The 13,091-nt window shown below is 65.9% G+C and carries 13 protein-coding genes; 5 read left to right on the top strand and 8 right to left on the bottom strand.

Annotated elements, in window-relative coordinates:
* Positions 1 to 105 precede the first annotated feature (105 nt).
* From DNX69_RS17740 to DNX69_RS17750, 3 genes are read left to right on the top strand one after another with little or no spacing between them, the layout of a single operon-like run.
* Positions 106 to 1,413 carry a dicarboxylate/amino acid:cation symporter gene (locus tag DNX69_RS17740; protein ID WP_110787242.1) on the top strand — a complete coding sequence of 436 codons (1,308 nt, stop codon included), beginning with the start codon at positions 106 to 108 and terminating at the stop codon, positions 1,411 to 1,413.
* 46 nt (positions 1,414 to 1,459) lie between these two features.
* Positions 1,460 to 2,299 (top strand): bifunctional allantoicase/(S)-ureidoglycine aminohydrolase, encoded by an 840-nt coding sequence (locus DNX69_RS17745; protein WP_110787243.1) that lies wholly within the window; start codon positions 1,460 to 1,462, stop codon positions 2,297 to 2,299.
* Positions 2,296 to 2,814 carry an ureidoglycolate lyase gene (locus tag DNX69_RS17750; RefSeq protein WP_110787244.1) on the top strand — a complete coding sequence of 173 codons (519 nt, stop codon included), beginning with the start codon at positions 2,296 to 2,298 and terminating at the stop codon, positions 2,812 to 2,814. Before DNX69_RS17745 ends, DNX69_RS17750 begins: the two co-directional genes overlap by 4 nt.
* Positions 2,815 to 2,849: 35 nt before the next feature.
* Here DNX69_RS17750 and DNX69_RS17755 read toward each other — a convergent pair whose 3' ends face one another.
* On the bottom strand, positions 2,850 to 3,470 hold the full coding sequence (locus DNX69_RS17755) for a class I SAM-dependent methyltransferase (RefSeq protein ID WP_110787245.1): 621 nt from the start codon (positions 3,468 to 3,470) through the stop codon (positions 2,850 to 2,852).
* Positions 3,471 to 3,587: 117 nt separating this feature from the next.
* Entirely contained in the window at positions 3,588 to 4,145 is a 558-nt protein-coding gene (locus DNX69_RS17760; protein ID WP_110787246.1) for an HNH endonuclease, read from the bottom strand.
* A 280-nt stretch (positions 4,146 to 4,425) separates the two neighbouring features.
* Between DNX69_RS17760 and cysK the strand changes: the two genes are divergently transcribed.
* Positions 4,426 to 5,424 (top strand): cysteine synthase A, encoded by a 999-nt coding sequence (gene cysK, locus DNX69_RS17765; protein ID WP_110787247.1) that lies wholly within the window; start codon positions 4,426 to 4,428, stop codon positions 5,422 to 5,424.
* Positions 5,425 to 5,485: 61 nt separating this feature from the next.
* Here cysK and DNX69_RS17770 read toward each other — a convergent pair whose 3' ends face one another.
* The 5 genes from DNX69_RS17770 to DNX69_RS17790 all read right to left on the bottom strand — a co-directional run bounded on the left by DNX69_RS17770 (position 5,486) and on the right by DNX69_RS17790 (position 11,206).
* Positions 5,486 to 6,403: a phosphoribosylaminoimidazolesuccinocarboxamide synthase gene (locus tag DNX69_RS17770; RefSeq protein ID WP_110787248.1), complete on the bottom strand. Its 918-nt coding sequence runs from the start codon at positions 6,401 to 6,403 to the stop codon at positions 5,486 to 5,488.
* Between the two features lie 70 nt (positions 6,404 to 6,473).
* Entirely contained in the window at positions 6,474 to 7,391 is a 918-nt protein-coding gene (locus DNX69_RS17775) for a pirin family protein (RefSeq protein WP_110787249.1), read from the bottom strand.
* Between the two features lie 151 nt (positions 7,392 to 7,542).
* Positions 7,543 to 8,964 (bottom strand): malonyl-CoA decarboxylase, encoded by a 1,422-nt coding sequence (locus DNX69_RS17780; protein ID WP_110787689.1) that lies wholly within the window; start codon positions 8,962 to 8,964, stop codon positions 7,543 to 7,545.
* Positions 8,965 to 9,137: 173 nt separating this feature from the next.
* Positions 9,138 to 9,743 carry a PAS domain-containing protein gene (locus DNX69_RS17785; protein ID WP_110787250.1) on the bottom strand — a complete coding sequence of 202 codons (606 nt, stop codon included), beginning with the start codon at positions 9,741 to 9,743 and terminating at the stop codon, positions 9,138 to 9,140.
* A 98-nt stretch (positions 9,744 to 9,841) separates the two neighbouring features.
* Positions 9,842 to 11,206: an MmgE/PrpD family protein gene (locus tag DNX69_RS17790; RefSeq protein ID WP_110787251.1), complete on the bottom strand. Its 1,365-nt coding sequence runs from the start codon at positions 11,204 to 11,206 to the stop codon at positions 9,842 to 9,844.
* A gap of 170 nt (positions 11,207 to 11,376) precedes the next feature.
* Here DNX69_RS17790 and DNX69_RS17795 point away from each other — a divergent pair, with 170 nt between their 5' ends.
* Positions 11,377 to 12,489, top strand: coding sequence for an FUSC family protein (locus DNX69_RS17795; protein WP_110787252.1), 1,113 nt, complete (start codon positions 11,377 to 11,379; stop codon positions 12,487 to 12,489).
* Between the two features lie 3 nt (positions 12,490 to 12,492).
* Here the strand turns inward: DNX69_RS17795 and DNX69_RS17800 are convergent, their stop codons facing one another.
* Positions 12,493 to 12,954, bottom strand: coding sequence for a DUF2269 family protein (locus DNX69_RS17800; RefSeq protein WP_110787253.1), 462 nt, complete (start codon positions 12,952 to 12,954; stop codon positions 12,493 to 12,495).
* Positions 12,955 to 13,091: the final 137 nt, after the last annotated feature.

Here is a 13,091-nt window from a genome sequence, read left to right on the forward strand (position 1 = left end):
CCCTCAATCATATGCCAAACGTCTCAATCGAGACATATGAAATATTTGACGTCTAGAAACTCAGCAGTGATTGTTTCTCAGGCTCCAGATCCCGGGAACATTCCGATGAAGCGGTTTTTCGCGTCGCTGTTTGGGCAGGTGGTCACTGCCCTCGTGCTTGGTGTCGTTGTCGGTGCGGCGTGGCCTGAGGTCGGGGTCGCGCTGAAGCCGCTCGGCGACCTGTTCATCAAACTGATCAAGTTCGCAATCGCCCCGCTTGTGTTCGGCGTGGTGGTCAACGGCATCGTCGGCGCCGGCGATCTGAAGAAGGTCGGGCGGGTCGGGCTGAAATCGCTGATCTACTTCGAGGCGGTGACGACAGTGGCGCTCGCGCTCGGCATCGTGCTGGCCTATGTGTTCCAACCCGGCGCCGGAATGAACGTCAACACGGCGACGCTGGATAGTTCGGCGCTCGCCGGCTACAGCAGCCACGTCAAGGAAGTCACCGGCTTCACCGACTTCCTGATGCGGCTGGTGCCGACCACCTTCGTCGACGCCTTTGCCAAGGGCGACGTGCTGCAGGTGCTGATCATCGCGATCCTGTTCGGCGCCGGCTTGTCGCTGCTCGGCGAGCGCGGCAAGCCGCTGGCCGACAGCATCGAGCGCATCACCGAGGTGCTGTTCAAGATCATCGGCATCATCGTCAAGCTGGCGCCGCTCGGCGTGCTCGGCGCGGTGTCGTTCACGGTGGCCAAATACGGCATCGGCTCGCTCAAGCAGCTCGGCCTGCTGGTCGGCCTGTTCTACGCCGGCGTCGCGCTGTTCGTGTTCGTGATCCTCGGCGGCATCATGCGGCTGGCGGGTTTCAGTCTGATCAAGCTGCTGGCCTACTTGCGCGAAGAATTGACGGTGGTGGCCGGCACCGCGTCGTCGGATAGCGTGCTGCCGCAGGTGATGCGCAAGCTGGAGCGGCTCGGCATCAAGGACTCTACGGTCGGTCTGGTGATCCCGACCGGCTACTCGTTCAATCTCGACGCATTCTCGTTGTATCTGACGCTGGCGACGGTGTTCATCGCCCAGGCCACCAACACGCCATTGTCGTTCGGCCATCTGCTGGTGATCCTGGGCATCGCGCTGCTCACCTCGAAGGGGGCTCATGGCGTCCCCGGCTCGGCGATCGTGGTGCTGGCCGCAACGCTGTCGGCAGTGCCGGATATCCCGCTGATCGGTTTGGTATTGGTGCTGTCGGTCGACTGGTTCGTCGGCATCGCCCGCGCGCTCGGCAATCTGGTCGGCAATTGCGTGGCGACCGTGGTGATCGCCGCATGGGAAGGCGATATCGACCGGGCCCAGGCGAAACGCGTGCTGAACGGCGAGGTCACCACCGACACTGCGGCGATCCTGGATGCGCCGGTCGCGGAAGCCACCGCCTGACGGCGGGGGCTGCCGACAAAAGATAAAAGATCATGGGAGAGGCCCGATGAACGCCCCAACGTACAACCCGGCCTGTGGCGGCCTGCCGCCTCAGACCGCGCTCCATACCGGCCGCGCGGTGTTCACCGAGGCCTATGCGGTGATCCCGCACGGGGTGATGAGCGACATCGTCACCAGCCTGCTGCCGGGCTGGACCAAGACCCGCGCCTGGATTCTGGCGCGGCCGTTGTCGGGCTTCGCCGAGACCTTCGCGCAATACCTGATGGAGGTCGCGCCCGGCGGCGGCAGCGATCATCCGGAGCCGGATCCGCAAGGCGAAGGCGTCGTCTTCGTGGTCGGCGGCGCCCCGAGCCTCGAGCTTGGCGGCCAGACCCATGCGCTGCGCCCGGGCAGCTACGCTTATCTGCCACCCGGCTGCGGCTGGCGGTTGCACAACGCCGGCAGCGAGCCGGCGCGCTTCCACTGGATTCGCAAGGCCTACGAACCTGTGCCCGGTCTTGCTGCGCCGGACGCCTTCGTCACCCATGAGTCGGAGATCGAGCCCGCCGCCATGACCGGCACCGGCGGCAGCTGGGCGACGACGCGGTTCGTCTCGCCCGATGATCTGCGCTACGACATGCACGTCAACATCGTCACGCTGCAGGCCGGCGCCTCGATTCCGTTCGAGGAGACCCATGTGATGGAGCACGGGCTGTTCGTGCTCGAAGGCAAGGCGGTGTATCGGCTCAACCGCGACTGGGTCGAGGTCGAGGCCGGCGATTTCATGTGGCTGCGCGCGTTTTGCCCGCAGGCCTGCTACGCCGGCGGTCCGGGCCGCTTCCGCTATCTGCTGTACAAGGACGTCAACCGTCACCCGGCGCTCGGCCGCCGCGGGCTCGGGCGATGACCGGCCCGGGCGCCGCGCGAACGATCATTGCGCAGCCGCTGACGGCTGCGGCGTTCGCGCCGTTCGGCCAGGTGATCGATACGGCAGAGGTCGCCGCGCGTCCGATGAATGCCGGCATGGCCCGCCGTTTCCACGACCTCGCCGCGGTCGAGGTGATCGGCGAGGGCGCGCGGGTGGTGGTCGGTCTGGTCGAAGCGGAGCCTTACGCGCTGCCGCTGTGGCTCAACCTGGTCGAGCGCCATCCGCTCGGCGCCCAGGCGTTCGTGCCGCTGAATGCCGCGCCGTTTTTGGTGGTGGTCTGCCCGGACGAAGCTGGTCAGCCCGGCAAACCGCAGGCCTTCGTCACGGCGCCGCATCAGGGCATCTGCTACGCCCGCAACATTTGGCACGGCGTGCTGACGCCGTTCGGCGCCGCGCAGGACTTCGTGGTGATCGACCGCGGCGGGCCGGGCGACAATCTGGAAGAGCATGTGTTCGACGCGCCTTGGATCGTGCAGCTGCCGACCGGCCGTTGACGTCGCCCTGGGCGATCGGCCGCACGAACCGAAGGTTACGGCCGTTCAAACGTGATGCTGTAGCCGAACGCGTTGCCGGCGCAGCGCAGCTCTCGGAATCCCGCGGCCGTGACCTGCTGGCGCACGCGGCGGCGGGACACATAGTGCGGATCGAACACGCTCTCGGCGACCAGCAGACGGCCGCCGGGGCGCAGCATCGCAAACACCGACGGGAAGATGCCGGCGCCGTCCGGAATCTCGCCGAGCGCCATCACCATGACGGCGGCATCCAGCGAGCCCGCGGGAATCGCGGCTTCCCGCACGTCGGTCCGCAACGGCTGAATATTCCTCAGCGCTTCGGCCTCGGCCTTGGCGGCGACCTTCGCCAGCATGCCGTCCTGAACGTCCAGCGCGATCACCTGGCCCTGCGGCCCGACAGCGCGCGCCATCGGAATCGTCACCCGTCCGGGCCCGCAGCCGATGTCGATCGCATGCTCCCCGGACCGCAACTGCAATTGCGCCACGACCTGTTCGGAGCGAGTCGCGCGCGCCAGCGGATTTTCCATCTCCACCAGCCAGGCGATCTCGGACGGACACGGCAACACCGTCCGCCTGGAGGCCATGCGCCAGCCGACCCAGAGGGCCGGCGGCAGCAGCAGAAGCAGAAAACCCGACATCACCGTTCCGTTCGCATGCGCATTCGAACGCAGCAGTGCAGCCTGCGGGACGCGGTGTAAAGCGAGCAGGGGAGCTGTGATGACAGGGGCGAGACGAGGTGACTTCCGGCCGGTGCGCTACGGATCCAGCTCGGTGTCCCAGTACAAGTAATCGAGCCAGCTCTCGTGCAGATAGTTCGGCGGGAATAGCCGGCCGTTGCGGTGGAGCTGGTGGACCGTCGGAGCGAACGCGGTCTGGCGCGGGAACATCTTGGCCTGCTCGGGGGTCAGATTGCCCTTGCGCAAATTACATGGCGAACAGGCGGCGACGACGTTCTCCCAGGTGGTCTGGCCGCCCTTCGAACGCGGGATGATATGATCGAAGGTGAGGTCGTCGTGCGCGCCGCAATATTGGCAGGAGAACCGATCCCGCAGGAAGACGTTGAAACGGGTGAAGGCCGGATGCGTCGTCGGTTTGACGAAGGATTTCAGCGAGACGACGCTGGGAAGCTGGAAGTCCAGGTTGGGACTGTGGACCGCGCGGTCGTAATGCGCGACGATATTGACGCGATCGAGAAACACCGCCTTGACCGCGTCCTGCCACGACCAAAGCGATAGAGGATAGTAGCTGAGCGGCCGGAAATCCGCGTTGAGCACCAGCACCGGCCAACCACCATGCGAGACATGCGCGTTCAAGAAACGCTCCTGACCCCCGTCGATCGACGCTGCGAAGCAGCATGCGAAGGCATACTACAATCAGCGTGACGGCCTTGTGAAGGGCGATGCAGAAATCTCCGTCCCGCAGGGCGGGATTTCAGCCCAAACCGGGCCGCATGCGCAGCAGGCGTATTCCAGAAACCTATCGCCTGAGAGGCGTTTGTTCCATTTTTACCGGCCGCGTTGACGGGGCCGCGGCGGGCTAGCAGATTGAGCCCGACAGTTCCCGTAAATCCGCCAATCCAAGTGAGGAGGCGTCATGTCCAACGCAGCAACCGCATCGCTCAAAGCCGTCGCAGAAGCACCCGCCCATCGTCCCGGCCGCGGCCGTGTCTACGACTCGATCGCCGATGCTTATGGTGATACGCCGTTGGTACGTCTGAACCGGCTGCCGCAGCAGCACGGCGTCAACGCCACGATCTACGCCAAGCTCGAATACTTCAATCCGGCGAGCAGCGTGAAGGATCGTATCGGTGCGGCGATGATCGCGGCGCTGGAGCAGGAAGGGATCATCAAGCCTGATACCGTGCTGATCGAGCCGACCTCCGGCAACACCGGTATCGCGCTGGCGTTCGTGGCCGCCGCCAAGGGGTACCGGCTCAAGCTAGTGATGCCGGAGTCGATGTCGGTCGAGCGCCGCAAGATGCTGGCGTTCCTCGGCGCCGAGCTGGTGCTGACCGAAGCCGCCAAGGGCATGAAGGGCGCGGTCGCCAAGGCCGAAGAGCTGGTGGCGGCGACCCCGAACGCGGTGATGCCGCAGCAGTTCAAGAACCTCGCCAACCCGGCGGTGCATCGCCGCACCACCGCGGAGGAGATCTGGAACGACACCGACGGCGCGGTCGATATCTTCGTGGCCGGCGTCGGTACCGGCGGCACCGTCACCGGCGTCGGCCAGGTGCTGAAGCCGCGCAAGGCGTCGCTGCAGGTGGTGGCGGTCGAGCCGGAGGAAAGCCCGGTGCTGTCCGGCGGTCAGCCCGGCCCGCACAAGATCCAGGGCATCGGCGCCGGCTTCGTGCCGGATATTCTCGACCGCTCGGTGATCGACGAAGTGGTGAAGATCCCGAGCGCGACCGCGATCGAAACCTCGCGCGCTCTGGCGCGCCACGAAGGCATCCCGGGCGGCATCTCGTCGGGTGCGGCGATCGCCGCCGCGATCGAACTCGGCAAGCGCCCGGAAAACGCCGGCAAGACCATCGTGGCGATCGTGCCGTCGTTCTCGGAGCGCTATTTGTCGACGGTGCTGTTCGAAGGCGTCTGATCGAACGCGTGCTGATGCCGGATGGCGGGTATTCCCGCGATCCGGCGCAGCACGGAGTGAATTAAGTCACTATCAGATCGGTGCCGGTGAGCCGGCGATAGGCGTCGAGGTAGCGCTTCGAGGTCGCCTCGACGATCTCCGCGGGCAGCTTCGGCGGCGGCGCTTCGCCGTTCCAGCGGCCGGCGCGGCGTTCGGCGTCGAGATAGTCGCGTAGCGGCTGTTTGTCGAACGACGGCTGCGACCGGCCTGGCGCGTAAGTATCGGCCGCCCAGAACCGCGAACTATCCGGCGTCATCACCTCGTCGATCAGGATGATGCGGCCGTCCTTGTCGCGGCCGAATTCGAATTTGGTATCGGCGATGATGATGCCCTGCTCGCGGGCGACCTCTTCGCCCTGGGTATAGACCGCGCGCGTCATGCTCTCGAGCGTGTAGGCAGCCTCGTCACCGATGATCTCGCGCATCCGCGCGATCGTGATGTTCTCGTCGTGACCGGTCTCGGCCTTGGTGGCCGGCGAGAAGATCGGCGGCACCAGCCGCTCGCTCTCCTTTAGCCCTTCGGCCAGCTTCTCGCCCGCCAGCGTGCCGGAGGCGGCGTATTCCTTCCAGGCCGAGCCGGTGATGTAGCCGCGGATCACACATTCGATCGGAAACACGGTCGTCCGCCGGCACAGCATGGTGCGGCCGGCGAGCGCGGCGCGATGGCCCTGCAGGGTCGGCACCGCGTCGATGATCTCGTCGATGTCGGCGCTGATCATGTGATGCGGCACCACGCCGCCGAGCTGATCGAACCACCACGCGCTCACCTGCGTCAGCACCGCCCCCTTCATCGGGATGGTCTCGCTCATCACCACGTCGAAGGCGCTGATCCGGTCGGTGGTGACGAGCAGCAACCGGTCGTCGTCGACGGCATAGATGTCGCGCACCTTGCCGCGGCCGATCTGGGTCAGCGGCAGGTCGCTCGAGAGCATCGTGGTCATGGGCGGTGTTCCAGGCAGAGGTGGCCGCTGGCACAGCCGGCGGCACGGGACGGTTCAGGTCCGCAGTCTATCATTCCGGCAGCGGAATGAACTCGCTCTCGTTCGGGACGGAGGTGAAACGGCCGGTTTTCCAGTCCTGTTTGGCCTGTTCGATCCGCTCCTTGCTGGACGAGACGAAATTCCACCAGATATGGCGGGGGCCCTCCAGCGCATCGCCGCCGAGGAACATCATCCTTGTGTCAGTCTTTGCCCGGACAGTGATGCGGTCGCCGGGACGGAAAATCAGCAGGGTCGGACCGACGTGGCGCTCGCCGGCGATCTCGACCTCGCCGTCGACGACGTAGATCGCGCGCTCCTCGTGGTCCGGATCGAGCGGCACCGCTGTGCCGGCCTTGGCGTTGACCTCGACGTAGAACCACGGCGACACCATCGTCACCGGCGAGGCCTGGCCGAACGCCGACCCGGCGATCACCCGGGCGGTGAAGCCGGTGTCCTGCACCATCGGCAGCGTCGCCGCGGCGAAGTGCTGGAAGCTCGGCGCGATCTCTTCGGAAGCCTGCGGCAGCGCGATCCAGCTCTGCAGGCCGAGCATCGACTGGCCGTCCCGGCGCTCGACGTCGGGCGTGCGCTCGGAATGCGCGATGCCGCGGCCGGCGGTCATCAGGTTCATCGCGCCGGGCGCGATCTCCTGAATGTTGCCCTCGCTGTCGCGGTGCATGATCCGGCCGTCGAACAGATAGGTGACGGTGGCCAGCCCGATATGCGGGTGCGGCCGCACGTCCATGCCTTTGCCGGCGATGAACTGCATCGGTCCGAAATGATCGAAGAAGATGAACGGACCGACCATCTGCCGCTTGCCGTGCGGCAGCGCGCGGCGCACCGCGAAGCCATCGCCGAGATCGCGGGTCCGCGGCACGATGATCAGCTCCAGCGCGTCGCAGGTGGTCGGATCGCCGAGCACCGGATCGTTCGAAGGCATCCAGCTCATGAGACGAACTCCTCGCCGTTTGAGATCGTCATTGCGAGCGAAGCGAAGCAATCCAGAAGCCTCGTGTACCAAGCTGGATTGCTTCGTCGCTTCGCTCCTCGCAATGACGGGGGCAGGCCCGTGCAAGATTCGGCAGCCATGCCGTCGTTTGTCACGCCGTCGGCGCGGTCAGTGCTGGGCTGGCGGTCTTTCCATTGCTCTTGCGCGGCTCGCTCGTCACCGGCTTGGTCGGCACCAGCTTCCGCACCGCGGAGGAGGCGGCGATCTGGCCGCGCTCGAACAGCGCCTCGTGGTTGGATTCGATGTCGCCGAGTGCGTACAGGTAGTTGACCATCAGGCCGTGCGACTGCCGCATCCCGTTCGGCGACCGGTCGCCGAGGAAGTTCAGCCGGTCGAGCCGCGCGCCGTTGCCGAGGTGGAAGCGCGCCACCGGATCGAGCGGCCGGCCGTTCTTGGACTTGGCCTGCAGGAAGTACGCGGCCGCGAGCTGCAGCACGATCGGCTTCAGCCGATCGGCGGTGTCGGCATCGTCGAACCAGTTCGGCGTATCGAGTGCCTCGATCGCCTTGCGTGCGGAAGCATCGAGCAAGGTCGAATCCGGATTGTCGCGTTCGCGCTGCAACCACTTGGCAAAGCCCGGCACCGGCGACAGGGTCACGAAGGTCTGCACGTTCGGCAGCTCGCGCTTGATCTCCTCGACCACCTGCTTGATCAGGAAGTTACCGAAGGAAATGCCGGCGAGGCCCTGCTGGGTGTTGGAGATCGAGTAGAACACCGCGGTGGCGGCGTCGCTGGCGGCGATCGGTTCGCGGTCGAGATCGAGCAGCGGCGCGATCGCCGCCGGATTGTCCTTGGTCAGCGCCACCTCGACGAAGATCAGCGGCTCGTCGACCAGGCGCGGATGGAAGAAGCCGTAGCAACGCCGGTCCGGCGGCGCCAGCCGCGCGCGCAGATCGTCCCAGTCATGGATGGTGTGGACCTGCTCGTAGCGGATGATCTTTTCCAGGATGTTGGCCGGTGTCGTCCAGTCGATCCGCTGCAGCACGAGGAACCCCCGATTGAACCACGAGGTGAACAGATGCACGAAATCATCGTCGACCTGCCTCAGCTGCGGATTCGCGGCGAGGCGGGCGAGTACGGCCTCACGCATCTTCACCAGCGCGGCAGTGCCGCCCGGCGCGTGATTGAGGCGGCGGATCAGCTCCTGCCGGCGCGGCTCGGCGGCGCGCAGCAATTCACCGGTCGCTTCCGTCGAGGCGTCGGCGCGAAACGCTTCGATGGCGGCATTGAGTTCGGCGAGGTCGGGCCCGAACTGTTCGGCGAGCGCATCGAGAAACGCCAGCTTGTCGTCTTCGGCCGCAGCCTCGTAGCCTGCGAGCAGTGATGCGGCCAGCGCCACGCCGGATGCTTCACCCCGCCGCGACAGCAGCGTCTCGCCGAGCGCGATCAGTTCGTCGCCGGACATCGGCTGCGAACTCGTCAGTCCGAACAGGCTGCGACCGCGTTCGGTCAGGCTGTTGAACAATCCGCCGAGAAATTCCGAGGCTCGGTCTGCAGTGGTGGCAATCGGCATCAGCTTCATCCCAAGTTAGCGAGCTTGTCGCCTCAGGTCTGTCGTGCGGTACGTCGTAACCATAGACGTTCCTGGCAACGCCTTCCAGACGCATGAGCGGGATGATGGTTTCGCAACGTCTTCGTGACCGGCCGAAGGCCCCGGTCGCGGCAGATGCCGATGGCGGTCGCCGACTAGTTCGCCAGCACTTCGGCGGTAACGTCCTCGACGTTGAGTTGCAGGCAGATCATCCGCCCGTCCGCGTCGCGCACCGGTGTGTAGATCGACTGCCAATAGCGCTCGACGAACACGCCCTCGGCGTTGCGAATATCGTAGCGCTGCACGGCGAGCGCGTGCGGTTGACCGGTTTCGACCACGGTGCGCAGCAATTCGTAGACGTTGCTCACGCCGTCGGCGGTATCGATCGCTGGGTTGTCCGGAAACACCTCGAACAGCGGCTTGCCGACGATGGCGGCGCGCATCGTCAACGTCGCGCGTGTGAAGGCGTCGTTGACGTCGATGATCGTCAGGCCGGGGCCGGCATCGATCAGCATATAGGCATGGCTGGGCGCATCGAAGCTTGCGCGAAGCTGCGCCTGAACCGCCGCGGCGTCACTTGCCGGCCTTCGGTATCCCATCGGCGACAGATCGGCGCCGGAGATCTCCGAGTTCAGCAGCGCCAGCTCGCGCTTGGCGGCCGACAGTAGGCCGAGCAGCGTTCGGCGCAGCGTCTCGTCCTCGGCAGTCTCGAGCAGCTTTTGGAAGTGCGCGATGTTCTGTTCACAGACGAAGCGTTGCATCGGCCGCTCTCCGCCCTCCAGGAGTTGCGGCTTCCGTGCTATGCTAGATTGCAAGTATGTCAATACCGATGCAAGTATGTCAATACCGCAAAAAGTCCCTAGCGTCCCAACGCCGTTGCCTCACTGACCTTGGCGAACCGCTCCAGCGTCAGCACCGCGTCGGCGAAGCTCTGCGCCCGGCCGTCGAGCACCGGGCGGGCAAGCTGCAGGAACTTCTGCGCCATGGCTTGATCACTCGGGAACGAGTTCGGCTCGCCGGACGGGTCGGCATAAATCCGCTCGTGCAACCCGTCCTCCGTGGCGATTGAGACGCGGGCGCCGAAGGGGTGAGTTTTGCCTTCGAGCCGTTCGTCGCGCACCACGTCGAACTTGTCTGCGAGCGCATCGATCGCCGGATCGCCGAGCCGCGTATAGTCGTCCCAGCCGAAGCTGCCTTGCTCCAGCGCCAGTGCGCCGGTGAAGAACATCGAGAACTGGCCGCCGACAATCGAGCGCGGATGCCGCTTGGTCGGTGCATCGCCAGTCAGGGTAATGCCGTTCTGGTGCAGCCCGACTTCGACTCGCTTGATCTGCGCTGGCGTCAGATTGTGCTCACGGCGCATTGCGATCAGGGCGTCGATCGCCGCATGGGTGTAGCGGCAGCTCGGATACGGTTTCACGCCGATCTTCATGGTCTCGTAGACCTTGCCGAGATCGGCGACCGCTTTGTCGCGATGCGGGGTGTCGGTGTAGCCGACTAACAGGCCGTGAATGCCTTCGACCGATTCGGTCGAGCCGACGAAGCCGTTCTTGGCCAGCGTCGCGGCGATCACGCCGTTCATCGCGGCGGCGCCGACCTGGTAGCGCTTGTTCCAGGCGCCGTTGACCAGAAACTGCAGCGAGCCGGCGGCCTGACTGCCGGAGACGCCGAACGCCGACACGATCTGGTCCTGCGAGAGCCCGAACAGTTTGGCGGCGGCCGCCGCAGCACCGTAGGTGCCGGCGGTCGCGGTCGGGTGGAAGCCGCGCGCGTAGTGCGAGGTCGGATCGAGCGCGTTGCCGAGCCGGCAACACACTTCATAGCCGGCGACGATCGCAGTCAGCACGTCGCGGCCCGAGGCGCCGACCAGTTCGCCGACCGCGAAGGCGGCCGGCACCACCGGCGCCGAAGGATGCAGCGAAGAGTCCGCATGGGTATCGTCGAAATCGAGCGAATGGCCGAACGCGCCGTTGAGCAGTGCCGCCACCGCCGGAGTCCAACGCTTGTCGTCGCCGAACACCGTCGTTTCCCCGGCCGTATCGAGCGACAGCGCCTGCAGCATCTGCAGGATCGACGGCGTCGACTCGGCTTCGCGCCGGGCGCGGATCGCGCTGCCGAGGAAGTCGAGCGTCAGCAGCTTGGCGCGTGCCAGCACGTCCTGCGGAATATCGGTGAATTGCAGCGCGGCGACGTAGCCGGCGAGCGTGGCGGTTTCGTTGGCCATTCGGGCTCCCTCTTTTGCGCGGCACGTTAGGCGGGGCGCGCACATGGTTCAAGCCGCGCGGCTGCAGGCCCCACCCGCATTCGGCCGTATTTGCGCGCCTCGCGGCGCCGTGCTCTGTAGCGCCGGTGATTTCGCGCCAGACGGTGCAACCGCAAAGATTGCCGCCGCCGATGACAGTCAATTGGACACGTCTGCTTTCCCAATGGAAACCGCGCCGGCCACAATGGGGGCTGGCACTCCGGATCACGCTGGCGGCGTTGCTTGCGCTGGGTCTGGCGCAGAGTCTGCACCTGCATTTGCCGCTGTGGGCGGTGCTGACCGCGATCATCGTGACCCAGACCAGTGTCGGGCGGTCGCTGAAGACGGCGGGCGACTATTTCGTCGGCACCATCGGCGGCGCGATCTATGGCGGAGCCATCAGCATCTATGTGCCACATCACAGCGAGTTGGCATTGCTCGGCGCGCTGGCGCTGGCGGTCGCACCGCTGGCGCTGATCGCCGCGATCAAGCCCAGCCTCAACGTCGCCACGGTGACGGCGATCATTGTGCTGCTGGTGCCGACCATTACCAAGGTCGAGCCGCTGGCCTCGGCGATCGACCGGGTGCTCGAAGTCGCGGTCGGCGCCACGGTCGGGCTCGCGGTCTCGTTCGTGGTGCTGCCGTCGCGGGCGCAGGGGCAGGCGTTGGCCGCAGCGGCACGTTCGCTCGAACTGATGGCCGACGCGCTCGGCGCGCTGCTCGCCGGGCTGACGAAGGGACTTGATAACGACGCGCTGCACCGGCTGCAGGACGGCATCGGCGCATCGTTGGTCACGCTGGCCGAGATCGGTGCCGAGGCGCAGCGCGAGCGCAACGCCGGGCTGTCGCGCGGGCCGGACGCAGCGCCCCTGGTGCGCACGTTGTTGCGGCTTCGCCACGATCTGGTGATGGTCGGCCGCTCCGTCACCGCACCGCTTCCGCCGTCGCTGCAGGAGCGCCTCGGCGGTGCGATCGACGATCTGCGTCTTGCAGCGACCTCGCATCTGGCCGCATGCGCCGAGGCGTTGCGCGCGCGCCACGCGCCGCCGCCGCTCGCGCCGATGGAACAGGCGCTGGCCGCTTATGTGGCCGAGGTTACGGCGGTCCGGCGCGACGGTTTGATCCGGGCGCTGCCCGGCGATCAGGCCGAGCGGTTCTTCGCGCTCGGCTTTGCGATGGAGCAGCTCCACCAGAATTTCCGCGACCTCGAAATGCGGGTCACCGAATGGGGCCTGCCCGGCAAACCGGCCGCGCGGGTCGCGTAGCGGTCAGATTTTGTAAACCATCACGAACACGGCCGCGACCAGCGGCACGGTGGCGGCAATTCCCCAGATCAGCCAGGTTTTGGCGTCACGCCAGTATTGGGCGGGGATTTCGCCGCCTTGCGCGAAGCTGCGTGCAAGCCGGGCCTGCCGGATCTGAAGCGGGATCAAAATACCGAGCCACATCACCCCGGAGATTACGAACAGGATCTGCCCGGCCACCAGCCAGAACGAATCGAACAGCGGCAGGTCCTTGATCAGCGCGGCGCCGTAGCCGCCGATGATGATCAGGGCGATGCCGGTCAGGGTGAAGATGAAGTCCGACACGGTGACGCCGCGCTGCGCGTGCGCGACGATTTTCGGGTCGCGCGTCATGTCGGAGAACGCTTTCCAGAACGCGGTGATGGTGACGTTGCCGACCAGAACGACCACACCGACGACGTGGAGAAACTTGAACACATCATACATCGGGACTGTTCCGCGCCTGTGCCGTCGTGACCAGCACCCCGCCGCGCCACTGCTCGATTGATGCTTTGTGCTCACGGTTTTGAGACGATTGTCAAATCGACCTTCGTTGCGGCGCTGGTGCAGCAACGCGAGCTTGG

The sequence above is a fragment of the Rhodopseudomonas palustris genome (genome assembly GCF_003226555.1).
Taxonomy (GTDB): domain Bacteria; phylum Pseudomonadota; class Alphaproteobacteria; order Rhizobiales; family Xanthobacteraceae; genus Rhodopseudomonas; species Rhodopseudomonas palustris_I.

Excerpts from the sequence above, each read along its gene's own strand:
- DNX69_RS17790 (WP_110787251.1), bottom strand. The coding sequence starts at position 11,206 with ATGGCCAACGAAACCGCCACGCTCGCCGGCTACGTCGCCGCGCTGCAA.
- DNX69_RS17755 (WP_110787245.1), bottom strand. The coding sequence starts at position 3,470 with ATGTCGGGTTTTCTGCTTCTGCTGCTGCCGCCGGCCCTCTGGGTCGGC.
- cysK (WP_110787247.1), top strand. The coding sequence starts at position 4,426 with ATGTCCAACGCAGCAACCGCATCGCTCAAAGCCGTCGCAGAAGCACCC.
- DNX69_RS17785 (WP_110787250.1), bottom strand. The coding sequence starts at position 9,743 with ATGCAACGCTTCGTCTGTGAACAGAACATCGCGCACTTCCAAAAGCTG.
- DNX69_RS17800 (WP_110787253.1), bottom strand. The coding sequence starts at position 12,954 with ATGTATGATGTGTTCAAGTTTCTCCACGTCGTCGGTGTGGTCGTTCTG.
- DNX69_RS17795 (WP_110787252.1), top strand. The coding sequence starts at position 11,377 with ATGACAGTCAATTGGACACGTCTGCTTTCCCAATGGAAACCGCGCCGG.
- DNX69_RS17750 (WP_110787244.1), top strand. The coding sequence starts at position 2,296 with ATGACCGGCCCGGGCGCCGCGCGAACGATCATTGCGCAGCCGCTGACG.
- DNX69_RS17740 (WP_110787242.1), top strand. The coding sequence starts at position 106 with ATGAAGCGGTTTTTCGCGTCGCTGTTTGGGCAGGTGGTCACTGCCCTC.
- DNX69_RS17780 (WP_110787689.1), bottom strand. The coding sequence starts at position 8,964 with ATGCCGATTGCCACCACTGCAGACCGAGCCTCGGAATTTCTCGGCGGA.
- DNX69_RS17745 (WP_110787243.1), top strand. The coding sequence starts at position 1,460 with ATGAACGCCCCAACGTACAACCCGGCCTGTGGCGGCCTGCCGCCTCAG.
- DNX69_RS17770 (WP_110787248.1), bottom strand. The coding sequence starts at position 6,403 with ATGACCACGATGCTCTCGAGCGACCTGCCGCTGACCCAGATCGGCCGC.
- DNX69_RS17775 (WP_110787249.1), bottom strand. The coding sequence starts at position 7,391 with ATGAGCTGGATGCCTTCGAACGATCCGGTGCTCGGCGATCCGACCACC.